This is a genomic window from Arenibacterium sp. CAU 1754 (assembly GCF_054482635.1).
In genome coordinates this window covers 873489-899823 of record NZ_JBTLRG010000001.1, presented here as the reverse complement: position 1 = coordinate 899823, position 26335 = coordinate 873489, and the positions used below count along the sequence as shown (strand labels likewise).

Below are 26335 nucleotides of genomic sequence, written 5' to 3'. Positions count from 1 at the left end.
TCGCGCGGCCCACGAGCGGAGCCTGGCGCACCACGGATCACAGACGAGGACACAGATGACGGGCATTGCCGTTCCCCGCTGGTTTGACCGGATCGTTCTGGAACTGGGCCGGCAGATGCGCTGGTCCTTTCTGCCGCCTTTGATGATCTATTTTTCGGCCGGTGTGTCCGGTCTGACGGCCATTGTGGGCGCCTTTTTCGTCAAGGATTACCTTGGATTGTCCGCGGCCTTTCTGGCCGGGCTGTCATTCTGGGCCGGGCTGCCCTGGGCGCTGAAAATGCCGCTGGGCCATCTGGTCGATCTGATCTGGAGGTGGAAGGCGCTGCTTGTCTACCTCGGCGCGGGGCTGATCGCGGCTAGCCTGCTGATCATGTTTTTCCTGATCCAGCACACCCAGTGGATGGCGGCAATGCTGCCGGTTTCGGCTTGGTTTGTAATCGCGGTCCTGTTGTCGCCCTGCGGCTATGTCGTTCAGGATGCAGTGGCCGATGCGATGTCGGTCGAAGCGGTGCCCAAGCTCGACAGTGACGGTACGCCCATCCCCGAAGACCGCTCCAAAATCATGCACACGACCATGCAGACGCTGGGGCGGTTCGCGTTGATTTCCGGCACCGTTGCGGTGGCTCTGTTGAACATCATCATGTTTTCCGGGGTCGAGACCCTGACCCAGCCCGAAAAGGTCGAAATCTATGGCCGCATCTACCTGATGGCGCTGGCCATTCCGGCCCTGTCGGTGTCTGGCGTGCTTTTGGCCACTGTGCAACGCCGCCGCACGCGCGCGGCCTTGCAGGCGCGTGGGGTTTCAAGCACCGAAATCGCCGCCGCGCTGGACCGGCCCGAGGACCCGCCGAAACTGAACCATTGGTATTTTACCGGCGGAGCTGTTTTCGTGGCGCTGTCCCTCGCCATCGGGCTGTCCGGCATCAGCTTTGGGCAAGAGCTTGTCTTTGCCGGGTCCATGGCCGTGGTTCTGTTCCTGATGCGCCAGTTGATCCGCGTTCTTCCGTTGCCGCAGGCACGCGCGCTGGTGGGCACGGCCATCATCGTGTTCATCTTTCGCGCCGTGCCCCTGCCCGGGGCAGGCTATACCTGGTTTGAAATTGACGAGTTGGGATTTGACGAACAATTCCTGTCGGTCCTTTCCCTGATCACCTCGGTTCTGACCCTTGTGGGAATCATCGTTCTGCGCCCGATGATGGCACGGCGCCCGATCACCAGCATTGTCATCCTGCTCAGCGTCGTGGCGGGGGTCCTGTCACTGCCCAACATCGGGCTTTACTATGGGCTGCACGAGGTGACCGCGCCAATGACCGGCGGTATTGTCGATGCCCGGTTCATTGCCATCATGGACACGGCGGTTGAATCGCCTTTGGGGCAGGTGGCGATGATCCCGATGCTTGCGTGGATTGCCCGGAACGCGCCTACGCATCTCAAGGCGACGTTTTTCGCGGTTATGGCCTCGTTCACCAACTTGGCGCTGTCGGCCAGCAGCCTGTCTACCAAATACCTGAACCAGATCTATGAAGTGGCCCGTCAGGTGCGCGATGCCGACGGAACGATTATGGTGCCCGCGGATTATTCCGAACTGGGTCAGTTGCTGATCGTCGTCGCCGTGATCGGGACCGCTGCGCCGTTGCTGGCGGTCTGGCTGGTGCAGAAAAGCCGGCTTAGAACGACCGACTGACCTGCGCGATTACAGCTGTGCAACCAGGCCCAGGAGCAGCGCCACTTCACAAAGTTGCTGCGCCGTGCCCAGAATGTCACCGGTCTGACCGCCGATCTTGGCCCGCGCGATCAGGGCGAGGGCAAGAACAGCTGAACCCGCCGCAACCGTCGGAGCAAGGATTGCCGGTCCGCACAAGGCGAGGGCAATTGCACCGCCAAGAGCAATGGCAATCCCGGCAATCGCACCGCTTGGGGCGCCCACATGGTGCGACAGGCCGCTGCTGCGCGCATGGGGCAGGGCGGCCATCACCGTGGGCATCCCGGCGCGTGACAGGGCCGCCACGGCGACAACCGTGCCCAGTCCCAAGGGGACCAGCGCCGTCAATGCGATCCAGCGCAGACCCAGCGACAGGAGCAACGCCAGCACGCCATAGGTGCCGATCGCACTGTCTTTCATGATCTCCAGCCGCCGCTCGGGCGTATGTCCGCCCCACAGCCCGTCGGCCGTGTCACCCAGCCCGTCCTCGTGCATCGCACCCGTCAGGATGATTTGAACACTCAGGATCACCCCGGCCGCGACCCCGGCAGGCATCCCGATCGCCAGAGCGGCCCAGCCCGCACTGGCGGCCAGCGCCCCGACAAGGAGCCCCACCAGAGGAAAGGCCCAGACGGCCCGCGCCTGATGGGCAAAGGCCTGATCCGGCAGCCGGGGCAACGGAAGGCGCGTCAGCAACAGGCAGGCCACCACAAAGTCCAGATGCGGGGCAGGGCGCGTCGCTGTCGCGTTAGTGTCGGTTTTGCGCATTCACCGGGCCTTTCCGGGGTTGTGGCGTCAGGCTCAACGGTTAAACACCGCAGTCAACGATGTTGCAACGAGGCTTTCAATGCTGCCCGATCTTTCCGACCTGAACACTTTGCGCACCCTTCTGGCCGATGCCCCTGGCGCGGACATTGCCGCCGCCGAGGCCGCAACCGCCCGCAATGGTCAGTTGACCAAACCCCCGGGTGCCCTTGGCCGGCTTGAGGATCTTGCGATCTGGTACGCGTCGTGGCGGGGTGATGAGCGGCCCGACATCACCGCCCCGCAGGTGATCATCTTTGCCGGAAACCACGGTGTGACGGATCAGGGCGTTTCGGCCTTTCCGGCGGCGGTCACCGAACAGATGGTGCTGAATTTTCAGCATGGCGGTGCGGCGATCAACCAATTGGCCAAGGCGGTCGGCGCGCGCATGGATGTGCATGCGCTCGACCTTGACCGCCCGACGGCGGATTTCACCAAGGCCCCGGCCATGTCGGAGGACGACTGCCTTGCCGCTCTGCGCGCGGGCTGGACAGCGGTCGACCCGGACGCCGACCTGCTGGTGGTGGGTGAAATGGGCATCGGCAACACCACGGCTGCGGCGGCGATCTGCACCGCACTTTTCGGCGGCGAGGCGGGCGATTGGACCGGGCGCGGCACCGGGGTCGATGACGCCGGGCTGGCGATCAAGACCCGCGTGGTTGAAGAGGGCGTTGCCCTGCATGGTGCCGATGCGCCGGACGGGTTGCAGGTTCTGGGCCGTCTGGGCGGGCGCGAGATTGCGGCCATGGCGGGGGCAATCGCTGCGGCACGCATCCTGCGTATTCCGGTCATTTTGGATGGGTTCATCTGCTGTTCTGCGGCGGCCTGCCTTCAGAATATCGCGAGCGATGCGCTGGATCATGCCGTGGCCGGGCACCGCGGGGCCGAAAACGCTCATGCCGCGCTGGTTGAAAAGCTGGGCAAAGAGCCGCTCTTGTCCCTCGGCCTGCGTCTGGGCGAGGGGTCGGGTGGCGCATTGGCGATCAATATCCTCAAAGGTGCCATCGCCTGTCACAGCGGTATGGCCACCTTTGCAGAGGCGGGTGTGTCGGACGGTTAGGCCCGCTTGGTCTCTTCCTTGAGCGCGCGGTTCAGCAGGGCAACCTCCAGCTCTTTCTGCAGCTCGCGCGAGCGTGCGATATAGGCGGAATTCTCGCTGGCGGGCACGTTCGGGTCCCAGACCTCGGCCAGCTGGCGCACGGCATCCCGGTCATGGGCATAGAATGTCTGTTCGGCGGTCGCGGCCTCGTATTCGCTGAGGCCGATGTTCTCCAGAACATAGCGCCCCGCGCGCAGCGAACTATCGAACATCTCGCGCACGATGTCGTCGGCCCCGGCGCGATAGAGCTGAAACACGTGGTTGCGGTCATAGGCCCGCGCCACGATGTGAAGGTCGGGGCGCTGGCGGCGGGCATATTCCACCAGTCGGGTCGCCTTGTCCTTGTCGTCCATTGCCACCACCAGAACCCGTGCCTTGGGCAGGCCAGCCGCGCGCAGCAACTCGGGCCGGGTTGGATCGCCAAGGAACCCCTTGAACCCGAACCGGCGCATCAGTTGAATGGTTTCCATGTCGTGGTCCAGAACGATGGTCTTGAACCCGCTTGCCTGGACCAGACGGTTCACGATCTGCCCAAAGCGCCCGATGCCGGCGATGATGACGGGGCCTTCCTCGTCAATCTCGTCGGGTTCGTGTTTCGGGCCGCTGTCGCGCATCCGGCGTGAAATCATGTCGTATAGGATGAACAAAAGCGGCGTGATCAGCATGGTCAGCGCGATGATCAGCAACAGTTTTTCCGACACATCGCGCGGCACCACCCCCTGTTGCACCGAAAACGCCAGAAGGACAAAGCCAAACTCACCCGCCTGCGCCAGCGACAAGGTGAACAGCCACCGGTCCCGCCCGTGCAAATTGAAAGCGCGCCCCAGCACATAAAGGATCACACCCTTGACCAGGATGACCAGCAGGGCCAGTCCGACCAAGTCGCCGGGGTCGGCAAAGAAGGCGGTAAAGTTGATGCCCGCGCCCACCGTGATGAAAAACAGCCCCAGCAGCAGCCCCTTGAACGGTTCAAGGTCGCTTTCCAATTCGTGCCGGAATTCGCTGTTGGCAAGAACCACGCCGGCCAGAAACGCACCCAGCGCGGGCGACAATCCGACCAGAGTCATCAGGAAGGAAATTCCAACCACGATCAGCAGCGCCAGCGCGGTATACATCTCACGCAGGCGCGCGGCGTGGATGAACCGGAACACCGGGCGCGCCAGATAGATGCCCGCCAGGATGACACTGCCGATAACCGCCAGCGTCACCAACGTTACGCCCCATCCGGGCAACCCTTCGACCAGGGATGGCACACTGCCATGGCCGGCCTTGTCCGCGTTGACGGCGAGTGAGATTGACCCGTCGTGGGTGATCGAGGCAATGGCGTCCACCGCAAACAGCGGCAACAGGGCAAGGATCGGAATCACCGCAATGTCCTGTGTCAGCAAAACGGAAAAGGCCGATCGCCCGCCACCCGTGCGCATCAGTCCCTTTTCGGACAGCGTCTGCAACACGATCGCAGTAGATGACAGGGACAAGGCCAGCCCGATGGCCAGCGACACGGTCCAGGGCTGACCGCCCGCCATTGCGGCCGCCATCAGGACAAGGGCGCTGACGGTCACCTGCAATCCGCCCAACCCGATCAGCCGGTGGCGCATATCCCACAAGGCGCGTGGTTCCAGTTCCAGGCCAATCAGGAACAGCATCATCACCACGCCGAATTCGGCGAAATGCTGCAATTCCTGCGCCTCGGTTCCGACCAGCCCCAGAACCGGACCAATCATGATCCCCGCCGCCAGATAGCCCAGAACCGACCCCAGCCCCAGACGGGCGGCAATTGGCACCGCGATCACCGCGGCCGCCAGATAGATTGACGCCTGGTAGAGGAAGCTTTCCATGAATTTTGGTCCTTTCGGGGGATCAGGTGGGCAGGGGGGCGTCGCGTTTAAGTTGATCCATCACAATCTGGCTTTGTACGCGGGCCACGGCGGGATGGGCCAACAGAATATCATGGATCAGCGCATTCAGTGCGGGCAGGTCCTCACAATAAACCCGCAGCAGGTAGTCGGCCTCGCCGGTCATGGTCCAGGCACTGGTGATTTCCGGGCGCGATCGGATCAGACGGGCAAAACTCTGGGCTTGTTCGGGGCCGTGGGTGCCCAGTTGCACCTGCACGAACCCCTGCACGGCCAACCCCAGCCGCGCGGGATCAAGGCGCGCGCTGTAGCCTTGAATGTACCCTTCGGCCTCAAGCCTCTGACGGCGGCGACCGGCCTGGCTGGGCGACAGGTTCAGCATTTCACCCAACTGATGCGATGTCAGGTGGGCGTCCTTTTGCAGTGCGGCCAACAGGCGGGTATCAGTATCGTCCAGCAAATGCGCAACTTCCTCGGTTTTTCGAGATTAAATGCGGTATAGCCGCATTTAATCAGGAGATGCACACAAAGAATGCGCAAATTCAGCGGGCAATGCGCGGTATCATGCCGAAAGCGAACAGATTCCCGATCGGAGACACGAAAATGGGCCCATTTCCGCATAACGCACCCAAGTCACAAATCAGCGACGAAAACCCCGCAGGCACGGATGGGTTTGAATTTGTCGAATTCGCGCATCCGGAACCGCAAGAACTGCGCGACCTGTTTTCGCGCATGGGCTATGCGCTGGTGGCGCGTCACACATCCAAGGATGTCGAACTTTGGCAACAGGGCGACATCACCTATATCCTGAACGCCGAACCGGGCAGCTTTGCCGCCCGATTTGTCGAGGAACACGGCCCCTGTGCCCCGTCCATGGGCTGGCGCGTGGTGGATGCGCACCGCGCATTCGAACATGCGGTGTCAAAGGGGGCCGAACCTTATGAAGGGGCGGATAAAACGATGGACGTGCCCGCCATCAAGGGCATCGGCGGGTCGCTGATCTATTTTATCGACCAGTATTATGACACCTCCCCCTATAACGAAGAATTCGAATGGCTGGCCCAGTCGAAACCGCGCGGGGTGGGGTTCTTTTATCTCGATCACCTGACGCATAACGTGTTCAAAGGGAATATGGACAAGTGGTTCCATTTCTACGGAAACCTGTTCAATTTCCGTGAAATCCGGTTCTTTGACATCGAGGGTAAGTTCACCGGGCTGTTCAGCCGGGCGTTGACGTCGCCCTGCGGGCGTATCCGTATTCCGATCAACGAGGACCGGGGCGAAACCGGCCAGATCGTCGCCTATCTGAAAAAATACAAGGGCGAGGGAATCCAGCACATCGCAGTTGGCACGGATGATATCTATGACAGCACCGATGCCATCGCCGAAAAGGGCATCAAGTTCATGCCCGGCCCGCCCGACGCCTACTATGACCTGTCCAAGGACCGGGTGCAGGGGCATGACGAACCGCTGGACCGGATGAAGAAACACGGCATCCTGATTGACGGCGAAGGCGTTGTTGACGGGGGCGAAACCAAGATCCTGCTTCAGATTTTCTCGAAAACCGTGATCGGGCCGATCTTCTTCGAATTCATCCAGCGCAAGGGCGACGATGGGTTCGGCGAAGGGAACTTCAAGGCGCTGTTTGAATCCATCGAGCAGGAGCAGATCGACAACGGTGAAATCGCAGCCGAGTAAAACAGGGGTCAAGACAGGACATCCAAAGCCGCCCGCCGACAGGCCGGGCGGCTTATTCATGTGGGATCAGCCGCTGGGGATTTTCAGGGTCAGGTTGCGGCCACCTTTCTGATAGCGCAACTCACTGTCACCAATCGCCACCACGCGGCCCCCGTCGATGGAATCCCCGACTTTCACCTTTTTATACCGACCGCTGGGCAGGCGAACGAGGGCGCGCCGGTTCGAGGGCGTGCCATAGACCCCGATCAGGTTGATCCGGCGCAGGTTGATGGCATTGTCGAGCGTCGCCTGCCGCGCGACCGACGCGGATGAGGGGATGCTGGGCTTGACCGTGCGCGGCGCAACCGACGCGACCTCGATTGCCTTCGGTGCCGATTGGGCGCGCTGGACCAAAGCGGCAAAGTTGCGCGGGCGCGCGTCGGGGCGTCGGGACGCGGCAACTGCCTGCGCGGTGGGCGCGGCCTCCGGTTCCTCGACGACCTGGTTTTCCTGGATTGAGCGTGGCCGCAGTTTGGGGCGCACCTCGCCCAGTTCGATGCGCGTCAGGCCGCCCAGCTGGGTGCGTTCGGCACGTTCCGACAGGTTGCCGGGGCGCAGGCGCGGACGCACCTCGGCCAGGCGATCGCGCAGCGCATTGGTTTCCGGCTCGGTTTCGAACCGCACTGGCACGGCAGGGGGCACACGCGCGGGTTTCCCGGCGAAAACAAGGACGCCTTCGGGGTTGAGCGTGCCATCGCGCGACGGCGCCACCAATCCGCGTGCATCCAATGCAAACCGGGTTCCCGCCGCCGTCGGAGAATTCAGGCTGGACACCGGCGCATCGGTGTCGAAACTGTCGGACTCGGGCAGGGCAACGGCATCCTGGGATAGGTCCGTCCGGTCGATGGCGGCAATGAATACATCGTCCATCCCGATGATCGCCGGGGTTTCGGGCGACTGAGGCGCGGTTTCCCAGATTCCGCTCGCGGCATAGCGGGCAGCTGCCTCCTCAAGGGCGTCTTCCTCGGCGGTTTCAATGGCATCGGTGTCAGGCTCGGTCCCGTCATCGGGCAGGCTCATCTGCAGGTCTGTGTCTTGCGGCGTTTCGGTGGCCGAGCGCAAGGCATCCAGAACGGCCACATCCGTATCGCTCAGAACCGGCCCGTCCGGTTCGGGTTGAATGGCCGGGGCGCTGTCCCGTGTGACCGCCTGTTCTGGGGGGCCACCCGTCTCGGGCGCTCCCGGTGTTTGCGGATCGGTGTCCTGAACGGCGGGCACCGGTGCGTCTGTGACCGGGGGCTCGGCCTCGGGGGAGGGGGCCAGGGCAACTTCGGTGGTTTTTTCGTCTGGCCCCAGCAGACCGGCAAGACCGTCGTCCAGAAACAGGCTCGCCCACAGTGCCACGCCGGCAAGGAACAGCAAAAGCAGCGCAGTCAGGATCAATCCCAGGTGTTTCGGCTTGCCGCCGACCACAACGTCCTCGCGGGCACCGAACACAGTCATCCGTGCGGTTTCGGTTTTCGGGACTTGCGATGTCGGCAGGGCGGGCGCCGTATCCGCGACGACGGGGGCCAGGGCCGCTTCGGCCATGGCTTCTTTCGTCCTGTGACGGCTCAGCAACCCACCCAGCCCAGCGCGGGTTTCTGCCTCGGACGGGCCTTCGGGGATGTCCAGAACCGGCGAGGTGATCGTGCCCGATGCCGGGGCGGTTGTCCCGGTGTCCGGGTCCTTTGCCTCGGGCTCAGCGTCAAAGGTGATCCGCGGGCTTGAGGCTGCCACGGGCCGCACCGACGCGGTGTCAGCGCCTGCGCGCTTGGCCCCGTCCAATGCCGGTGCTGCGCCTGTTCCGCCGCTTCGACGGCTGGCAAAGCTGGTTCCCAATTGCAGTGGCGGCGCCTTTTCCGGAGCCGGTGTTTCGGTCACGGGGGCGGGCGGCTTGTCCGGGGCTGTATCTTGCGGTGACAAGTCTTCCGGTTCGGCCACGTTCGGCTGCTGAGGGCCCGTCACGGGGGCAGGCGGTATGTCCGGGGCCGGCTCTTCCTGTATCGCCGGGTATTCGGCCTCGCCCGTCACAACCACGGCAATGCCGTCCGGTTCGACCGCGCCGCCGTCCAATATGGTGGCCGCGTGTTCGGTCGTGCCGAAAAATGGCTCGCCCGGGTAGGGCTGATCGCCCGGGATCGAAACAAAGCTGACCGGGGCAAACTCATGCTCGACAGCAAAGGCTTCGGCCTCGGCCAGCGTCTCGCGCGCAACGGCGGCGATGTGCATCACGTCGCCCTCAGGCGCCATGTCATAGGCCAGATCATCGACCGAATAGGGCGTCGCCGCATCCAGAACGTCGCGCACATGATCCAGAAGGTCCTGGCCCTGGCGTCCGCCGGTTTCCACCTCTAGGTATTTGATCTGGTCATTGGGCAAAATGATCTTGCTGCGCAGCCCGTCGTCCGACAGCGTCCCCGCCTTGTCCCGCAGCACCGCCAACTCCCCCGTCAGATCGCTCGCGTCCAGCGCGGTTTCGCCCACGCGACGCCAGCCGCCCGCTGCACGATGCAGCAGCGTGATCCCGTCAAAGGAAAGTGAGAGCGCAAAACCCGGTTTCATCCAGCGGTTCGTCCATCCATTCTATTCCGGCAGCGCCCGCCTCGCCGGAAGTTTAAGGGCATCTTGCCTGCGGTCCGAACCATAAAGCAGGACTTCGCCGAGGAAAAGGAAAAGACATGACTGAACGGTTGCAGCGCTGGCCGGGAACCGCTCATGTTGGGGCGGTACAAAGGAGAGTATCTGTGAAACACCGTATCTTTGCCGCCGCCCTCGTGGCTTTGACATTCTCGGGTCCGGCGCTGGCCGCCGACGACACCGCGCGACAGATCACCGTTACCGGCGAAGGCCGGGTCGAAGCCGAACCCGATATGGCCGTCATAACGCTGGGGGTTACCCACGAATCAGAGGCCGCGAAAGAAGCAATGGATCAGACCTCGGCGTCTGTCGCCACGATCCTGCAACGGCTTGACCGGCTGGGCATTTCGCCCCGCGATCTTCAGACCCAGCAACTTTCGTTGAACCCGGTCTGGTCCAACCGTCCCATATCCTCGGACGGAGAGCGCAGGATCACCGGTTTCGTCGCCAGCAACATGGTCATGGTCCGGGTGCGCGATCTCAACGCGCTTGGGTTGATCCTGGATGCGGTGATGGAAGACGGGGCCAATCAGTTCAACGGGCTGCAATTCGGGATGCAGGACCCCGATCCGCTGACGGACGAGGCCCGCCGCCGCGCGGTCAGTGACGCCATCGCCAAGGCAAGCCTGCTGGCCGAGGCGGCAGGCGTGACCCTGGGCCCGGTCCAGTCGATTTCCGAGGCGGGCGCGCGCGGTCCGGTCATGATGGAAATGGCGGCCGCTGCACGCGGCGGTGGGGTGCCTGTCGCCCCGGGCGAGGTGACCTTGTCGGCCAATGTGTCGATGGTGTTTGAAATCGCGGACAACTAACCGCGAAAAAGGGGCAGGGCCGGTGGTACGGCCCTGCCATCTTGGGGTTCAGGCGCAGGCCTTGCTGAGCGCCTGGTCCAGATCCGCAATCAGATCCTTGGCATCTTCGGTCCCGATGGACACCCGCACAACGCCGGGTCCGGCCCCTGCCGCTTCCTGCTGTTCAGGGGTCAACTGGCGGTGCGTTGTCGAGGCCGAGTGGATGATCAGCGACCGGGTGTCACCCAGGTTGGCCACGTGGCTGAAGATCTCCAACTCGTTCACCAGCTTGACGCAGGCGTCATAGCCGCCCTTGACCGCAAAGGTGAACAACCCGCCGGTGCCCTTGGGGCAAATCTCTTTCCCGCGTTTGTAATAGGGCGAGGATTCCAGACCGGCATAGGTCACGTAGTCCACGCGGTCATCCGCCTCGAGCCACTTGGCCAGCGCCTCGGCGTTTTCCACGTGGCGCTGCATCCGCAGGGACAGGGTTTCGATCCCCATCAAGGTGTAATGCGCGGCCTGCGGGTTCATCGTCATGCCCAGATCGCGCAGACCAATCGCAATGCCATGGAACGTATAGGCCAGCGGCCCGAATGTTTCGTGGAACTTCAGCCCGTGATAGGCGGGTTCAGGTGCGCTGAGTGACGGGAATTTGTCGGATGCGGACCAGTCAAACGTGCCACTGTCGACCACGCAGCCCCCCGTGACAGTGCCGTTGCCGGTCAGGTATTTGGTGGTCGAATGCACAACCAGCGACGCGCCATGTTCAAACGGGCGGCACAGATAAGGCGTGGCGCTGGTGTTATCCACGATCAGCGGCAGACCGGCGGCATCGGCCACCTTTGAAATCGCCTTGAGGTCAGTGACATACCCGCCCGGGTTGGCAACCGATTCACAAAAGATCGCCCGCGTGTCATCGTCAATCGCGGCGGCCACGGCATCGGTATCGTCGAAATCGACGAACTTGGCGGACCAGCCAAAGCGTTTGATTGTCTGGCTCATCTGCGTGACGGTGCCACCATAAAGACGGGTCGACACAACCACGTTGCGCCCCGGCGCCATGAGCGGGAAGAGCGCCATGATCTGCGCCGCGTGGCCCGACGAACAACAGACTGCCCCGACACCGCCCTCAAGCGTGGCGATGCGTTCCTGCAGAACTGCAACCGTGGGGTTGGTCAGGCGCGAATAGATATACCCGACCTCTTGCAGGTTGAACAACGCGGCGGCGTGATCCGCATCGCGGAACACATAGGCGGTCGTCTGATAGATCGGCGTCTGCCGTGCACCTGTCGCCGGATCGGGGCGCGCGCCGGCGTGAATCTGCAATGTGTCAAAACCGTATGTTGGTCCGTCGGTCATGGATGTCTCTCCCTGAAAAATGCGTTGGCACAGGAGTAGGGCATTGCATCTGGCCTGACAATCCACGGCAGTGGAGTCTCAGCGCATCCAGAAGCCTTCGGATTTGATCTTGTTGCGGATAGCCTGTTCGCGGCGCGGCAGGTGGTTCTGATCAAACAGCGCCCGCACCTTGTGTCCGCGTTTCTGAAACACGGTGCGTTTGATCGGTTCGTGCTGCTTCAGAACCTTCTTCAGCTTGTTGGGGGCCGCGACGGTTTCCAGCACGTCGATCACATGATCGCTTTCACGCGCATATAGCAGGGGCAAGTGCCTGTAATGACATGATATTTCTCCGTCCAGCAACCCATCGGGAAGGGCATCGCGCCCGCCGCCGAAGGAATGGATCACCAGCGGCAACGCGACCTGATCCAGCCAGGGATCAAGCGACTGGCACACCAGTTCCTCGGGCGCGTCGTCGCGGATCGATTTGGCATATTCCAGAAACCGGTCGCCAAACTTGCGCGGGCAGGAATAAAAGAAATACCCGGCGTTGAAATACAGATAGCGCCGCCAGTGTCCGTCAGGCTGGGACAGGTCCAGGCTGCTTTCGAAATCAAGGCCGAACTTGTCGTAGAGCGATTTCCAGATGCCTTCGTGGCCGGGGCCATAAAGGGTCGGTTCGGGCCATGTGCCTTCGCATTTCAGCGATGCGCCGGGCCGGTCAAAGTCAAAAGGTACCCGGTTGATGTCACCCGTGATCAATGTGTCGCTGTCGAAAAAGACAAACGGTTCACCTTCGGGCAGGGCCTGCAAGGCTTCGATCTTGTTGCCATAGGGGTAGTGCTGACCAAACACCCTGTTTTCAAAGGGCAGGATTTCGGCGCCCAATTGCTCCAGCGCCTCCAGAACGTCACCATTGTGAATGCTGGGGTCGTTGTCCCATTGCGGTCCCGGTTGAGGCACGGCCACAAACAGTCGCCCTGAAAAATCAGGCGCGCAATGCCGGAGCGAAGCCGCAAACAGCAGGCATTCGTACTGAAGCCGCCCGGATTGGCCGACCACCACGATATTGAAGGATTGGCGCGGTGCCTGTTTCTTTGCCATATTGGTTCCAGCCGCTTGGTTTTTGTGCGGCAACTGCATTTTGCGGGCAGTATAGGGCGGTTCCGCCCAACCCAAAACCCTGCATTTGCACCGATAGTCCTATTCCCGGTTTCGGGCGATTTGCGAGGGGTCGAAATGTTTGAGCTATTTATGGTTTTTCTGGCGGGGGCCGCGCAATCCGCGGCCAACCATTCCGCGCCCGGCGACAGCGCACTGGCGGCGGCACCTGCGGCGGCCGTGGTCGCTCCGACCGCGCCAGCGCCTGCCGAGACCGCGATGACACCCGCGCAATCCGATGAAAAACCGGAACCAACGCGAGACGTAGCCGCGTCACCTGCCTTTCCGGCACCCAAAGGTACGCCGCCATCGACCGAGCTTAAGGCCGAACCGCAGGTTGCGACCGGGCGCTTTCTGACAGCGCTTGAGGTGAAACCCATCCTGAACGCCACGCGCACCAACTGGATATCGGTGCGCGAATACGGCGGGCAGGACCTGCTCTATGTCACGCACCTCTGGTCCTGGCGCTGTGGCCTTCTGGAAATCCGCATCGGTCTGAACGGCGCCAAGCCCGAGGTCTGGCCGCTGCCGGAGTGTCATGTCGATCAAGCGGCCGCCGCCGCCATTCTGGAGAGCGACGGTCTGCCCTATCGCACATTCCCGCTGCGCAGCGTGCAACTGATCGACGTGCAGTTGACCTATGACGACCTCAGCACCGATGCTGTGCGTTTCAACCGGCACGGAATAATCATTCCATGATGACTTGCCCAGCCTGTGCCGCGTCCGGTGCAAACCGGTTTTCTTCCAGCCAGAGTTGGCGCAAGGCGCTGCCCTGACCGTCAAAACCATCTTCGCTCACCTCGCAGGCCCAGATGCGATCCACGCGGAAATGGCGGAATCCGCCCCGCATCTCGCACCAGCCCGCTAGCAGCACGCTGTCGACGTGATAGACAACGGCCACAGGGCGGACCGTGCGCCGGGTCTCTGTGTCCTGCTCATCGCGATATGTCAGGCGCAGCTTGCGTTCCTGCCGCACCGCGTCGCGCAACACGGCCACTGATACGCAGCCGCGCGCCGGATCGTCCGCGGGTGCGCCCCAGGGCGCCACCTGCAGCCAATCGGCCTCACACTGCAGGGCTTCGATTTTGCCACAGACCCGCGCCGCCGCTTGTTGCAGGGCGCTGTCGCCGGTCCGGGCCAGCATCGACAGGCCGACATGCAGCGCCTCGATTTCTTCTGCATCGAAGTTCAGCGGTGGCAGGTCATATCCCCGGCGCATGACATAGCCAATTCCCGCTTCGCCCTCGATCGGGGTGCGCATCGCCTGTAGCGCGGCAATATCGCGATAGATCGTGCGATGCGACACCTCAAGCCGTTGCGCAAGGTCGCGCGCGGTCATCGGTTCATTCGCACCGCGCAGTGTCTGGATAAGCTCGAACAGCCGGTTCGATCGGCGCATGACGGACCCTTTCGTGATGATGCTGACATCATATCACGCCCTGCTGACAACAGGGTGTCAGCAGGGTTTTGATTGCCTGTCCCTCCAACTCCGGAGGACAGAAGATGAGCTATTATGATCACGCAACCGCCCTGGCATTCCGACTTGGTCGATGGGCACAGGACAGGACGCCAAAGGTCCATGAGGTCGAAATCGACCTTTTCCGAAAGGCCTATCTGGCCAAGTGCCCGGCACAGTCCGGATCAGATCAGCGCCGTACTCAGGATCGGGAAATAGCTCAGCAGGACAAGAACGACGGTAACGGCCAAAAGGAACGGCCACAGGGCCGCAAAGATCCTGAAGGGCCGAACGTCTGACATGGCCGAGGCGATATAAAGGCCAACGCCCACCGGCGGGGTCAATAGGCCCAGAACCAGGTTCAGCGAGATCACGACGCCGAAATGGAACGGGTTGATGTCATAGGTGTTCATCGCAATCGGCAACAGGATCGGGGTGACAAGGATCAGCGCCGCGATCCCGTCGATCAGCATCCCCACGAACAGCAGGCACAGGTTCACGATCAGCAGGAACACGAACGGATCGGAGGTCACGGTCGAAATGAACGCCGCCAGCTTTTGCGGCAGTTCTTCGTAGATGACCACCCAGCCGAACACGTTGGCCGCCGCGATCATGAAAATCACCAGCGAGGAATTGGTTGCCGTGCGCACGAACAGCGCGCCCAGATCGCGCGGCGAAATCTCACGGTAGATCAGCCAGCCCACCGCAAAGGCGATCAGCGACGCCACCGCCGCGCTTTCTGTCGGGGTGGCGATGCCGAACACGATACCCCCGACAATCGCCAGCGGAATGAGAAAGGCGGGAAGGGCGGCGCGCAGGGCCGCCAACGCCTCGGGCAGGGTCATCCATTGTCCCTTGGGGAATTGTTGAACCAGACCGATCAGGGCAACCACCAGAAAGAAGGACCCGGCCAGAAGGATGCCCGGGATGATCCCGGCGATGAACAGATCGCCAATCGGCAGTTGCGCCAGCACCCCGTAGATCACAAACAGCATCGACGGCGGAATGACCGGCGCCAGCAACCCGCCGGCGGCGGTGGTCGCGGCGGCAAAGCCGGGGTCATACCCTTCGTCCTTCATCGCGGGCACCATGGCCCGGCTCATCACAGCGATCTGGCTGGCGGCCGACCCGATGATCGCGGCCATGAACATATTGGCCAGCAGGTTGATATAGGCCAGACCACCGCGAAACCCGCCCACGAACACCCGCGCCGCGCGTACAAGGCGCTGGGTCATGCCGCCTTCGTTCATCAACTCACCCGTCAGGATGAACAGGGGTATCGCCAGCAGGCCATAGTTTTCCACCCCTGAAAACATCTGCTGGGCGAAACTGTCATAGAGAACGGTATTCCCGCTTTCGTAAATGTACCAAAGGGCGGTCAGCGCCAGGACCAGCGCGATGGGAACGGAGCCGAACAGAAGAACGACAAAGACAAACGGGGTCATTGCGGCGCTCCCTCTGTCGGGGCGGGGTGGAACAGGTTCGCCGCCGAATGCAGCACTGCGCCAAAGGTGAAAAGCACCATCGCCAGCCAGACCCAGACCTTTTTGATGCCCAGCGTATTGGTCGGCTCGGCATAGATGAAGTTGAAGGTTGCCCCCTGAAACTGCTTCACGTCCCACCCGGCCTGCGCCAGTTGCAGCGGCATGAACCAGCGCAGGCAGACCCAGACCAGCAGGCAGGCAAAGAGGAACACCACGATGTCCACCGCCCGGCCCAGTATCCGGGCCGTGGGCGCGGGGACAAATTCCTGCACCACGGTAACGGCAATGGAGGACCGGAAATGTAACGCGGCCGAGGCGGCCAGAAAGGTCATCCAGACCATGGCGTAAATCGCCGCCTCATCCACCCAATAGATCGCATTGCCGGTGGCACGGGTAATGACGTTCAACAGGATCAGCCCCGTGACCGAGGCCGCCAGCGTCGCAGCGGCAAAAATCTCGACACGGGCCCAGGCAGAGGACAGGCGATAGAGCAGGAACAGGCTTTCAAATGAACGCGGCGGGCCGGGAACGCGCCCGGCCCGCCGCGTATCTGGATAAAAGGGTTACTTCAGCGCGTCGGCCGTCTTGCGCAGATCGGGCAGGGACGGGGCCTTGGCCGCCCAGATCTCTTCCCAGGCGCCCATGACATCGCCGAAAAAGGACGCATCAACCGTCTTGAAGGTCTTGCCGACATCTTTGAGCGCCTCGGTCCAGCCGTTTTCCTTTTCGATGTAAACGTCCAGCGTGCTGTCCACGTGCTTGGCCATCAACTCGGTGATCATGGCCTTGTCCTCGGCGGACAGCCCGGCATAGACGCGGGCCGAAATCAGGCCGACCATCGGGAACATCATGTGATTGGAAATCACGATCGTATCCGCATGTTCGTGGTATTTCAGCACGTTGATCAGTTCGACATCCATGTCGATCGCATCGACCTGCCCATTGGCCAGCGCATCATACACCGCCGGAAGCGGCATCGGCGTCGGCGCCGCGCCCAGCAGGTTATAGAAATCAAGGATCGGATCGAACGGCGTGATCCGCAGTTTGAGCCCTTTCAGGTCCTCGGCAGAATTCACCTCGCCCCGGCTGAGGATCTGGCGCATGCCCGCGCTGCCGAACCCGACACCCACGACGCCCGCCTCTTGCGGCAGAACGGCAAGCATCCCCTTGGCCGTGTCCGACCGCAGGATCGCCGCAGCATGCGAGATGTCATTGGCCAGATAGGGCGCATAAAACGCACCCATGTTGGGCACGCGGTTCGAGACTTCGGCCACGGTCATGAACGCCATGTCCAGCGCACCCGTCTGCATCTGCTGAAGCATCTGCGCCTCGTTGCCCAATTGGCGGGCCGGGAACACCGTCAGCGAATGCGCGCCGCCCGACTTTTCGGCCAACTCGGCGCCAAAGGCTTCGGCGGCCTTGGTCCAGACATGCGGCGGTGGGGTGATCAGCCCCAGCCTGAAGTCCTTGGCCACGGCGGGGGCGGCGGCCAGTGCCAATGCTCCGGCTGCCACTGCGCCGCGCGCAATTGCCTTGAATGTGAATTCCATGTCTCTCTCCCTGATAGAATCTTGTTTTGGGGACGTTACGCTAAGACTGCCGCCGATCCCAACCCCGCAATGCCGCCCACAGAACGTTGGAGTGCCCAAATTTTGCACATAGGCACCGGCCCAAGGCAGGAAATTGCAGATTTCAAAAATTTACCAATTGATAAAAAATTTTTCTGTGGCAGTCTGGTGGCAACAAAAAACGGCAGTCAGGGAGATGACGATGGCAAAAGGTCAGATGGCGTCAGGGGTCGTGGCAGGTCGGTTGCCCGCCGATCAGATTGCAGACAATTTCAGCGACCTGCATCCCCCCTATGCCCCGCACGAAGCCGCGGTCGCCGCCGACCGCTGCTATTTCTGCTATGATGCGCCTTGCGTGACGGCCTGTCCCACGAGCATCGACATCCCGCTATTCATCCGCCAGATCCAGACGGGCCACCCCGAGGGCGCGGCAAAAACGATCTTTGACCAGAATATCCTGGGCGGCATGTGCGCCCGCGTCTGCCCGACCGAAACCCTGTGCGAAGAGGCCTGTGTGCGCGAAACGGCCGAGGGCAAGCCGGTTGAAATCGGCCGGCTTCAGCGCTTTGCGACGGACACGCTGATGTCCAAGGGGGGCCATCCCTATCAGCGCGCCGCTTCGACGGGCAAGAGTGTGGCCGTGGTCGGCGCGGGGCCGGCGGGTCTGGCCTGTGCGCATCGCCTGGCCATGCTGGGGCATGAGGCAAAAGTGTACGAGACGCGCGCCAAATCCGGCGGTCTGAACGAATTCGGCATTGCCGCCTATAAAACCACCGACGGCTTTGCCGGGGCCGAGGTGGACTGGCTTTTGAAAATCGGTGGCATCACCATTCAGACCGGCAAGGCGCTGGGCGGCGACCTGACGCTGGCCGGTTTGCGAGATGCCCACGATGCGGTGTTCCTGTCCATCGGTCTGGGTGGGGTCAACGCCCTGCGCGCCGACGGGGCGGACAAGACCGGTGTGCGCGACGCGGTCGATTTCATTGCGGAACTGCGGCAGGCAAGCGATCTGACCACCCTCCCGGTCGGGCGCAACGTGGTGGTGATCGGTGGCGGCATGACAGCGGTGGATGCGGCGGTGCAATCCAAACTGCTGGGGGCCGACACCGTCACCATTGCCTATCGCCGGGGGCGCGACGCCATGGGCGCGAGCCGGTTCGAACAAGATCTGGCCGCGCAAAAAGGCGTGCGGCTGATGTACAACGTGCAGCCCGTCGCGGTGCATGGCAATGGCGCGGCGGCCGAGATCGAGCTGGAATATACCACCACTGCAAACGGCAAACTGGTGGGCACGGGCGAAACCGTGCGCATCACCGCCGATCAGGTGTTCAAGGCCATCGGTCAGACCTTGTTGGATGCACCGGATGGGCTGAACCTGAATGGCAACAAGATCGCGGTGAGCGAGACAGGCCGCACCTCCGTCGCGGGCGTCTGGGCCGGGGGCGATTGCGCCAGCGGCGGTGATGACCTGACCGTGACGGCCGTCGCCGAAGGGCGCGATGCGGCGATGGATATTCACGCGACATTGATGGGTTAACCACAGGACACCCTGTGAAACGGAGGCTGACATGGCTGATCTGACAACGGACTTCCTGGGCATCAAATCCCCCAATCCCTTCTGGCTGGCCTCGGCCCCGCCGACCGACAAGGAATACAACGTGCGCCGCGCATTCGAGGCCGGGTGGGGCGGTGTCGTGTGGAAGACACTTGGCTCGGAAGGGCCGCCGGTGGTGAACGTGAACGGGCCGCGATACGGGGCGATCTATGGGGCCGACCGGCGGTTGCTGGGGCTCAACAATATCGAGTTGATCACTGACCGGCCGCTGGAAACCAACCTGGAAGAAATCACGCGGGTGAAAAAGGATTACCCGGACCGGGCGATCATCGTTTCGATCATGGTGCCCTGCGAAGAAGGCGCATGGCGCGATATCCTTCCCAAGGTCGAGGCCACCGGGGCGGACGGGATCGAACTCAACTTTGGCTGCCCGCACGGCATGTCGGAACGGGGCATGGGCGCCGCCGTCGGGCAGGTGCCCGAATATATCGAAATGGTCACGCGCTGGTGCAAACAGTATTATTCCAAGCCGGTGATCGTGAAACTGACACCGAACATCACCGACGTGCGCTATCCGGCGCGCGCGGCCAAGGCGGGTGGGGCCGATGCGGTGTCGCTGATCAACACGATCAGTTCGATCACCTCGGTCAACCTGGATACGTTCAGTCCCGAACCGTCGATCGACGGCAAGGGCAGCCATGGGGGATATTGCGGCCCGGCAGTGAAACCGATTGCGATGAACATGGTTGCCGAAATTGCCCGCGACGCGGAAACCCGGGGCCTGCCGATCAGCGGAATTGGCGGGGTGACCACCTGGCGGGACGCGGCCGAATTCATGTCGCTGGGATGTGGGAATGTGCAGGTTTGTACCGCCGCGATGACCTATGGTTTCAAGATCGTGCAAGAGATGATTGCCGGTCTCAGCCAGTGGATGGACGAAAAGGGATACGTCTCAACCGCCGATTTCGTGGGCCGCGCGGTGCCCAATGTGACCGACTGGCAGTATCTGAACCTGAACTACATCGCCAAGGCCAAGATCGATCAGGATGCCTGCATCAAATGCGGGCGCTGTTACGCGGCGTGCGAGGACACCTCGCACCAGGCCATCGCAATGGACGAAGGGCGCACTTTTACCGTCAAGGACGAGGAATGCGTTGCCTGCAACCTGTGCGTCGATGTCTGCCCGGTCGAAAACTGCATTTCCATGGTGCCGATGAAACCGGGCGAGGTTGATCCGCGCACCGGAAAGGTCGTGCAGGAGGAATACGCCAACTGGACGACGCATCCCAACAACCCCTCGGCCCAGGCGGCCGAATAGGGGGCGGGGTCAGCCCAGGTCGAACAGGCTCAGATCCAGTGAGGCGACACTAACGCCTTCAAAGATGATGACGTTCTCACCATCGTTCAGGTGGTCATAGACCGCATTGCCGTTCTGGTCGCTGAGCGCGGCGCTGAGTTCGGCCTCGCTCGCGGCCTCGCCCGGGGCCTTGATGCGGATTTTGTCGCCGTCATAGTCCTTGATCCGGTCCTCGCCGAAATTGGCGCGAAAGATGAAAACATCCTTATGGGCGCCGCCCTTGAGCACGTCGTTGCCGGTGCCGCCGTCAAGGACATCGCGCCCGTTGTGGCCGAAAATCACGTCATTGCCCGCGCCACCAATCAGCTTGTCCTTGCCTGCGCCGCCCTTGATCGTGTCTTTGCCGCCCGCGCCTTTGATCACATCATGACCGGCGTCCCCGACCAGATCATCACGGCCGCCCCGGCCCAGAATGGTATCGGCGAACTGGGTCCCGATGACAGTGTCGGTGCCGGTGGTTCCGGTGATCGGGCTCGATCCGTCGGGATCGGCACTGCGTCCAAACCAGACGTGGTAAATCTTGCCGCCGTAATTCGAAACCGAGGTATCGATTTCCACCCCGATGCCAATGGCGTTCCAGTTGGAATTGGCCCAGATGCCATTGTTCAGGATCACGTCGTTGTGCCCGGAGGATCCTTTCCAGCCGTTGAGCGCCGCCTCGATCCCCGAGTATCCGGCGGCTGAAATTTCGAACCCGTAATCGGTGTAATTGGTGCCGATCCGGGTGGGAGCGGACCACATGACATCAGGGTCGCTGTGATCCGAATAATACGGCGCGTCGCTCCAGCTGTGCAGGTTCGCGCCCTGGGGCAGGGACAGACCGGCCTGCCAGATATTATAGAGCGTGTCGGCCGCGTGACGCCCTCCGGTCGTGGTGAGGTTCAGCGACAAAGGGATCGCATCCAGGCCGTTGGCGGCGCGATAGTCCATGATCAGGTGATAGAGATCCAGCTCGGTCAGGCTGAGCGCGTCCGAGGCCGTTGGTTGTGTGTTGTCGAAGGTCACTATGCAAATCCCGCCCGTTTTTTTAAAAGGTCTGGCTGTACCTTGGTAGGGCGCTGTGACCGCAACATGCAAAGATTGCGCAATTAATTCGGCAGGTGTTTGCCGGTTATGCGTCAGGGCGCAGCATCTTGCCGAAAAGCTGTTCCAGATAGTGTTGCGCCTCGGGGAAGGGATCGGAATCCGCATCGCCCAGAACCGCGCGCACCTGGACGTCGAAATCGGCGTAATGCTGGGTCAGTGACCAGATCGAAAAGATCAGGTGATAGGGGTTGACCGGTGCGATCTGCCCCTGGGCGATCCACCCTTCGATCACCGCGACCTTTTCATCGACCAGCTGTTTCAACGCGCCGCTCAGTTCGGCACCGATCCGCGGGGCGCCCTGGATGATTTCATTGGCAAACAGGCGGCTTTCTCGGGGATAATCGCGGCTCATCTCAAGTTTGCGGTTCACATAGGCCAGGATTTCGCCCAGCGGGTCGCCCGCCGGATCGAGCGCGCGCAGCGGGTCGAGCCAGGTGCCCAGCAACCCATCCAGAAGGGCGACGTGAATCGCCTCTTTCGAGGGGAAGTAATAGAGCAGATTCGGCTTGCTCAGCCCGGCGGCGGCGGCGATCTGATCGACGGTCGATCCGCGAAATCCGTTTTGGGAAAAGACGTCCAGCGCCGCCTCGAGAATGGCGGTTCTGTTCTTTTGCTGAATGCGTGTCTGGGTCATTGGCCGATCCGGTTCCCTGGACTGCCTAATTTGGCGGCGTTTTGCGGTGCGATTAATGCCGGGTGGTGTGGCATTTTCTTGACTGCTCTCTAAGCCGTGATAGCGTTGCTTTGACCAGTTGGTCAAATCAGACCGAACGATCCGGAAAATCCGCAGGGGGACAGCATCATGACAGCACCGGGCCAGAACCTGACAATCGACGGCGCGCGCCTGTGGGACAGCCTGATGGAAATGGCCAAGATCGGCCCCGGCGTCGCGGGCGGCAACAACCGCCAGACCCTCACTGACGAAGATGGCGAGGGGCGGGCGCTGTTTCAGAAATGGTGCGAGGCGGCAGGCTGCACCATGGGGCTGGACCAGATGGGCAATATGTTCGCGATGCGCGAAGGGACCGATCCGAACGTGCTTCCGGTTTATGTGGGCAGTCACCTGGACACTCAGCCGACGGGCGGAAAATACGACGGGGTCCTGGGTGTGCTCGGCGGGCTCGAGATTATCCGCACCCTCAACGACATGAACATCAAGACCAAACATCCCATCGTGGTCACCAACTGGACCAACGAAGAGGGCACGCGATTTGCCCCGGCGATGCTGGCATCGGGCGTGTTTGCGGGCATACACACGCAGGACTGGGCCTATGACCGCAAGGATGCGGAAGGCAAGGCCTTTGGGGATGAACTGAGACGGATCGGGTGGCGCGGCGAGGAAGAGGTCGGCGCGCGCAAGATGCATGCCTTTTTCGAACTGCACATCGAACAGGGGCCCATTCTGGAAGCCGAGGGCAAGGATATCGGTGTCGTCACCCATGGTCAGGGCCTGAGCTGGATGCAGGTCACCGTGACGGGTAAGGACAGTCACACAGGGTCGACCCCCATGCCGATGCGCAAGAACGCCGGACTGGGCATGGCGCGTATCCTTGAAAAGGTCGATGAAATTGCCTGGTCGCACGCCCCCCATGCGGTGGGCGCCGCCGGGCATATCGATGTCTATCCCAATTCGCGCAACGTGATTCCGGGCAAAGCTGTCTTTACCATCGATTTCCGGTCACCAATTCTGAGCGTGATCGACGACATGGAGACCCGCCTGCGCGATGAGGCGCAGAAAATCTGTGACGACATGGGATTGAGCGTCGAATTCGAAAAGGTCGGCGGGTTCGATCCGGTTGAATTCGACGCGGGATGTGTCGAAGCCGTGCGCAAGGCGGCTGAACGTCTGGGGTATTCCCACCGCGATCTGATTTCGGGGGCAGGACATGATGCCTGCTGGATCAACCGGATGGCGCCGACGGCGATGGTCATGTGCCCCTGCGTGGACGGGCTCAGCCACAACGAGGCCGAAGAGATCAGCCCGGAATGGGCGGCGGCGGGGGCCAATGTTCTGTTCCATGCGGTTGTCGAGACGGCGGAGATCGTGGAGTAATGGGGGCCAGCCCCCATGCCCCCGGAGTTTATTTGGCAAGATGAAGGGCAGTCATGTCTGATGCGTCCACAGCCGAAAACATAAAGGCGCTGATCGCCCGCGAAATCGCGGCCTTTGACGCGGCGGATCTGATGGCGCGCAATACGCTTGCGGCCTTTCGCGCCCAACTGCGTGAGCCGCGTCAGGTGACGGTGAATTTCGCGGGAGGGATCACGCAGAAATGCTGGTCCGTGACGCGGTCTGACGGGTCTTATCGGGTGATCTATCTGCCGACGGCGGGATATTTTTCATTATGCGTCGAGAGCGATTTCGGACCGCTCGACATCGGCGTGCACGGGGATGCGATCGGGTGTTACGCTTCGGTCTGAAGGAATAGGAGAACGGACATGTCCACAGTCATCAAGAACGGCACCATTGTCACCGCCGACCTGACGTACAAGGCAGATGTGCGGATTGAAAACGGGGTGATTACGGAAATCGGCCCCGATCTGAAGGGCGACGAGCAGCTGGACGCGACGGGGTGTTACGTGATGCCCGGCGGGATCGACCCGCATACGCATCTCGAGATGCCGTTCATGGGCACCTATAGCGCCGATGATTTCGAGAGCGGCACCCGCGCAGCGCTGGCGGGCGGCACAACGATGGTGGTGGATTTTGCCCTGCCCAGCCCGGACCAGGGGCTGCTGGACGCCTTGCAGATGTGGGACAACAAATCCACCCGCGCCAATTGCGATTACTCCTTCCACATGGCGGTGACCTGGTGGGGTGAGCAGGTGTTCAACGAGATGGAAACCGTGGTCAAGGAACGCGGGATCAACACGTTCAAACACTTCATGGCCTATAAAGGCGCGCTGATGGTGAACGATGACGAGCTTTACGCCTCGTTCCAGCGTCTGTCCGAACTGGGCGGCATTGCCATGGTGCATGCGGAAAACGGCGACGTGGTGGCGGAGCTGTCGGCCAAGCTGTTGGCCGAGGGCAACACAGGCCCCGAGGCGCATGCCTATTCCCGTCCGCCGCAGGTGGAGGGCGAGGCCACCAACCGCGCCATCATGATCGCGGATATGGCGGGTGTGCCGCTGTACGTCGTGCACACGTCCTGCGAGGACAGTCACGAGGCGATCCGGCGTGCGCGCATGCAGGGCAAGCGTGTCTGGGGCGAGCCGCTGATCCAGCATCTGACACTGGATGAAAGTGAGTATTTTAACAAAGACTGGGACCATGCAGCGCGGCGTGTGATGAGCCCGCCGTTCCGCAACAAGCAGCATCAGGACAGCCTGTGGGCGGGGTTGCAGTCGGGCTCGCTCAGCGTGGTGGCGACGGATCATTGTGCATTCACAACGGACCAGAAACGCTATGGTGTGGGGGATTTCACCAAGATCCCGAACGGCACCGGGGGCCTTGAGGATCGGTTGCCGATGTTGTGGACACATGGGGTTGGCACCGGGCGTCTGACGCCGAATGAATTTGTTGCCGTAACCTCAACCAATATCGCGAAAATTTTGAATTGCTATCCGAAAAAGGGCGCGGTTCTCGTGGGGGCGGATGCGGACCTTGTTGTTCTCGATCCGGAAAAGGAAAAAACGATCTCGGCAGCCACCCAGCAATCGGCGATCGATTACAATGTGTTTGAGGGGCAAAAGGTAAAAGGCCTGCCGCGATACACCCTGACGCGCGGCAAAGTGGCGGTGATGGACGGAGAGATCCGCACCGAGGAAGGGCATGGGAAATTTGTGAAACGCGAACCGAATACGGCGGTGAACAAAGCGCTGAGCAGTTGGAAAGAGCTGACCGCGCCGCGTCCGGTTGAGCGGACGGGAATCCCGGCGACGGGGGTCTGAGAAGTGACTGGCAGCCGTTTGAAAAGAAAGCAAAAAATTAAAGGCGAAGAATGCCGGTAATAGAAGCCAAGAACCTTGACCTGACCTTTCAGACCAACGATGGCCCGGTTCATGCCCTGAAGGATGTGAACCTGAGCATCGACAAGGGGGATTTTGTCAGTTTTATCGGCCCGTCGGGCTGTGGGAAAACCACTTTTCTGCGCGTCATGGCGGCGCTGGAACAGCCCACGGGTGGCACCATTACTGTGAACGGGGTCAGCCCCGAAGAAGCGCGGATGGCCCGGGCCTATGGATATGTGTTTCAGGCGGCGGGTTTGTATCCGTGGCGCACGATTTCGGGCAACATAAAACTGCCGCTCGAGATCATGGGGTTTTCCCGTGCCGAGCAGGATGACCGTGTGCAAAAGGTCCTGCAACTGGTTGATCTAGAAGGGTTTGGTGGGAAATATCCCTGGCAGTTGTCAGGCGGGATGCAACAGCGGGCCAGCATCGCGCGGGCGCTGGCCTTTGATGCCGACATCCTGTTGATGGACGAACCCTTTGGCGCGTTGGACGAGATCGTGCGCGACCATCTGAACGAGCAGCTTTTGGCGCTGTGGGGGCGTACGGGCAAGACGATCGGCTTTGTCACCCATTCGATCCCCGAGGCGGTTTATCTGAGCACCAGGATCGTGGTGATGAGCCCGCGGCCCGGGCGGATCACGGACGTGATCGAAAGCCCGCTGCCCAGGGAACGGCCACTGGAAATTCGCGACACGCCCGAGTTCATCGAAATCGCCCATCGCGTCCGCGAGGGGCTGCGTGCGGGGCATGGTGATGACTAGGGTC

General features: G+C 61.8%; 23 protein-coding genes. 11 read left to right on the top strand and 12 right to left on the bottom strand.

Features of this window, described 5'->3' with window-relative positions:
• Window positions 1–55 precede the first annotated feature (55 nt).
• Window positions 56–1684, top strand: a complete 1629-nt coding sequence (locus tag ACXYMO_RS04385; protein ID WP_458877436.1) for an MFS transporter — start codon at window positions 56–58, stop codon at window positions 1682–1684.
• A 9-nt stretch (window positions 1685–1693) separates the two neighbouring features.
• Here the strand turns inward: ACXYMO_RS04385 and cobS are convergent, their stop codons facing one another.
• Window positions 1694–2470, bottom strand: coding sequence for an adenosylcobinamide-GDP ribazoletransferase (cobS, locus tag ACXYMO_RS04380; RefSeq protein WP_458877435.1), 777 nt, complete (start codon window positions 2468–2470; stop codon window positions 1694–1696).
• Between the two features lie 79 nt (window positions 2471–2549).
• Here cobS and cobT point away from each other — a divergent pair, with 79 nt between their 5' ends.
• Window positions 2550–3566 carry a nicotinate-nucleotide--dimethylbenzimidazole phosphoribosyltransferase gene (gene cobT, locus ACXYMO_RS04375; RefSeq protein WP_458877434.1) on the top strand — a complete coding sequence of 339 codons (1017 nt, stop codon included), beginning with the start codon at window positions 2550–2552 and terminating at the stop codon, window positions 3564–3566.
• Here cobT and ACXYMO_RS04370 read toward each other — a convergent pair.
• Together ACXYMO_RS04370 and ACXYMO_RS04365 are read right to left on the bottom strand one after the other, a co-directional pair.
• Window positions 3563–5443, bottom strand: a complete 1881-nt coding sequence (locus tag ACXYMO_RS04370; RefSeq protein ID WP_458877433.1) for a monovalent cation:proton antiporter-2 (CPA2) family protein — start codon at window positions 5441–5443, stop codon at window positions 3563–3565. The genes cobT and ACXYMO_RS04370 overlap by 4 nt on opposite strands.
• Window positions 5444–5465: 22 nt before the next feature.
• Window positions 5466–5921: an Lrp/AsnC family transcriptional regulator gene (locus ACXYMO_RS04365; RefSeq protein ID WP_458877432.1), complete on the bottom strand. Its 456-nt coding sequence runs from the start codon at window positions 5919–5921 to the stop codon at window positions 5466–5468.
• 143 nt (window positions 5922–6064) lie between these two features.
• On the opposite strand from ACXYMO_RS04365, the gene hppD reads away from it, so the two are divergent.
• Window positions 6065–7159, top strand: coding sequence for a 4-hydroxyphenylpyruvate dioxygenase (gene hppD, locus ACXYMO_RS04360; RefSeq protein ID WP_458877431.1), 1095 nt, complete (start codon window positions 6065–6067; stop codon window positions 7157–7159).
• A gap of 66 nt (window positions 7160–7225) precedes the next feature.
• Here the strand turns inward: hppD and ACXYMO_RS04355 are convergent, their stop codons facing one another.
• Complete coding sequence (locus ACXYMO_RS04355) at window positions 7226–9742, bottom strand: hypothetical protein (RefSeq protein WP_458877430.1); 2517 nt, start codon at window positions 9740–9742, stop codon at window positions 7226–7228.
• A 182-nt stretch (window positions 9743–9924) separates the two neighbouring features.
• Between ACXYMO_RS04355 and ACXYMO_RS04350 the strand changes: the two genes are divergently transcribed.
• Window positions 9925–10626, top strand: a complete 702-nt coding sequence (locus ACXYMO_RS04350; protein ID WP_458877429.1) for an SIMPL domain-containing protein — start codon at window positions 9925–9927, stop codon at window positions 10624–10626.
• A 48-nt stretch (window positions 10627–10674) separates the two neighbouring features.
• On the opposite strand, the gene ACXYMO_RS04345 is transcribed toward ACXYMO_RS04350, so the two are convergent.
• Both ACXYMO_RS04345 and ACXYMO_RS04340 read right to left on the bottom strand, forming a co-directional pair.
• Window positions 10675–11967 carry an O-acetylhomoserine aminocarboxypropyltransferase/cysteine synthase family protein gene (locus ACXYMO_RS04345; RefSeq protein ID WP_458877428.1) on the bottom strand — a complete coding sequence of 431 codons (1293 nt, stop codon included), beginning with the start codon at window positions 11965–11967 and terminating at the stop codon, window positions 10675–10677.
• Window positions 11968–12045: 78 nt separating this feature from the next.
• Complete coding sequence (locus tag ACXYMO_RS04340) at window positions 12046–13050, bottom strand: hypothetical protein (RefSeq protein WP_458877427.1); 1005 nt, start codon at window positions 13048–13050, stop codon at window positions 12046–12048.
• Window positions 13051–13185: 135 nt separating this feature from the next.
• On the opposite strand from ACXYMO_RS04340, the gene ACXYMO_RS04335 reads away from it, so the two are divergent.
• Complete coding sequence (locus ACXYMO_RS04335) at window positions 13186–13806, top strand: hypothetical protein (protein WP_458877426.1); 621 nt, start codon at window positions 13186–13188, stop codon at window positions 13804–13806.
• On the opposite strand, the gene ACXYMO_RS04330 is transcribed toward ACXYMO_RS04335, so the two are convergent.
• The 4 genes from ACXYMO_RS04330 to ACXYMO_RS04315 all read right to left on the bottom strand — a co-directional run bounded on the left by ACXYMO_RS04330 (window position 13796) and on the right by ACXYMO_RS04315 (window position 17597).
• The gene (locus ACXYMO_RS04330) at window positions 13796–14506 is read right to left on the bottom strand and encodes a helix-turn-helix transcriptional regulator (protein WP_458877425.1); all 711 of its coding nucleotides are present in this window, start codon (window positions 14504–14506) and stop codon (window positions 13796–13798) included. The two genes, ACXYMO_RS04335 and ACXYMO_RS04330, sit on opposite strands and share 11 nt — an antisense overlap.
• Before the next feature lie 242 nt (window positions 14507–14748).
• Window positions 14749–16008, bottom strand: a complete 1260-nt coding sequence (locus ACXYMO_RS04325; protein ID WP_458877424.1) for a TRAP transporter large permease — start codon at window positions 16006–16008, stop codon at window positions 14749–14751.
• Window positions 16005–16484, bottom strand: coding sequence for a TRAP transporter small permease (locus tag ACXYMO_RS04320; RefSeq protein WP_458877886.1), 480 nt, complete (start codon window positions 16482–16484; stop codon window positions 16005–16007). The genes ACXYMO_RS04325 and ACXYMO_RS04320 overlap by 4 nt, the downstream gene beginning before the upstream one ends.
• A 126-nt stretch (window positions 16485–16610) precedes the next feature.
• A complete protein-coding gene (locus ACXYMO_RS04315) occupies window positions 16611–17597 on the bottom strand; it encodes a TRAP transporter substrate-binding protein (protein WP_458877423.1) in 987 nt (328 codons plus the stop codon).
• A gap of 220 nt (window positions 17598–17817) precedes the next feature.
• Between ACXYMO_RS04315 and ACXYMO_RS04310 the strand changes: the two genes are divergently transcribed.
• Both ACXYMO_RS04310 and preA read left to right on the top strand, forming a co-directional pair.
• The gene (locus ACXYMO_RS04310; protein WP_458877422.1) at window positions 17818–19152 is read left to right on the top strand and encodes an NAD(P)-dependent oxidoreductase; all 1335 of its coding nucleotides are present in this window, start codon (window positions 17818–17820) and stop codon (window positions 19150–19152) included.
• Between the two features lie 31 nt (window positions 19153–19183).
• A complete protein-coding gene (gene preA / locus ACXYMO_RS04305) occupies window positions 19184–20488 on the top strand; it encodes an NAD-dependent dihydropyrimidine dehydrogenase subunit PreA (protein ID WP_458877421.1) in 1305 nt (434 codons plus the stop codon).
• Window positions 20489–20497: 9 nt separating this feature from the next.
• On the opposite strand, the gene ACXYMO_RS04300 is transcribed toward preA, so the two are convergent.
• Together ACXYMO_RS04300 and ACXYMO_RS04295 are read right to left on the bottom strand one after the other, a co-directional pair.
• Window positions 20498–21532, bottom strand: a complete 1035-nt coding sequence (locus ACXYMO_RS04300) for a hypothetical protein (protein WP_458877420.1) — start codon at window positions 21530–21532, stop codon at window positions 20498–20500.
• Between the two features lie 106 nt (window positions 21533–21638).
• Complete coding sequence (locus tag ACXYMO_RS04295; RefSeq protein WP_458877419.1) at window positions 21639–22247, bottom strand: TetR family transcriptional regulator C-terminal domain-containing protein; 609 nt, start codon at window positions 22245–22247, stop codon at window positions 21639–21641.
• 168 nt (window positions 22248–22415) lie between these two features.
• Between ACXYMO_RS04295 and ACXYMO_RS04290 the strand changes: the two genes are divergently transcribed.
• Genes ACXYMO_RS04290 through ACXYMO_RS04275 form a run of 4 tightly spaced genes read left to right on the top strand, consistent with a single transcriptional unit; the run spans window position 22416 to window position 26331 of the window.
• Window positions 22416–23666 (top strand): Zn-dependent hydrolase, encoded by a 1251-nt coding sequence (locus ACXYMO_RS04290; RefSeq protein WP_458877418.1) that lies wholly within the window; start codon window positions 22416–22418, stop codon window positions 23664–23666.
• A 53-nt stretch (window positions 23667–23719) separates the two neighbouring features.
• Complete coding sequence (locus tag ACXYMO_RS04285) at window positions 23720–24034, top strand: hypothetical protein (RefSeq protein ID WP_458877417.1); 315 nt, start codon at window positions 23720–23722, stop codon at window positions 24032–24034.
• An 18-nt stretch (window positions 24035–24052) separates the two neighbouring features.
• Complete coding sequence (gene hydA, locus ACXYMO_RS04280) at window positions 24053–25507, top strand: dihydropyrimidinase (RefSeq protein WP_458877416.1); 1455 nt, start codon at window positions 24053–24055, stop codon at window positions 25505–25507.
• A gap of 50 nt (window positions 25508–25557) precedes the next feature.
• Window positions 25558–26331, top strand: coding sequence for an ABC transporter ATP-binding protein (locus ACXYMO_RS04275; protein WP_458877415.1), 774 nt, complete (start codon window positions 25558–25560; stop codon window positions 26329–26331).
• Window positions 26332–26335: the final 4 nt, after the last annotated feature.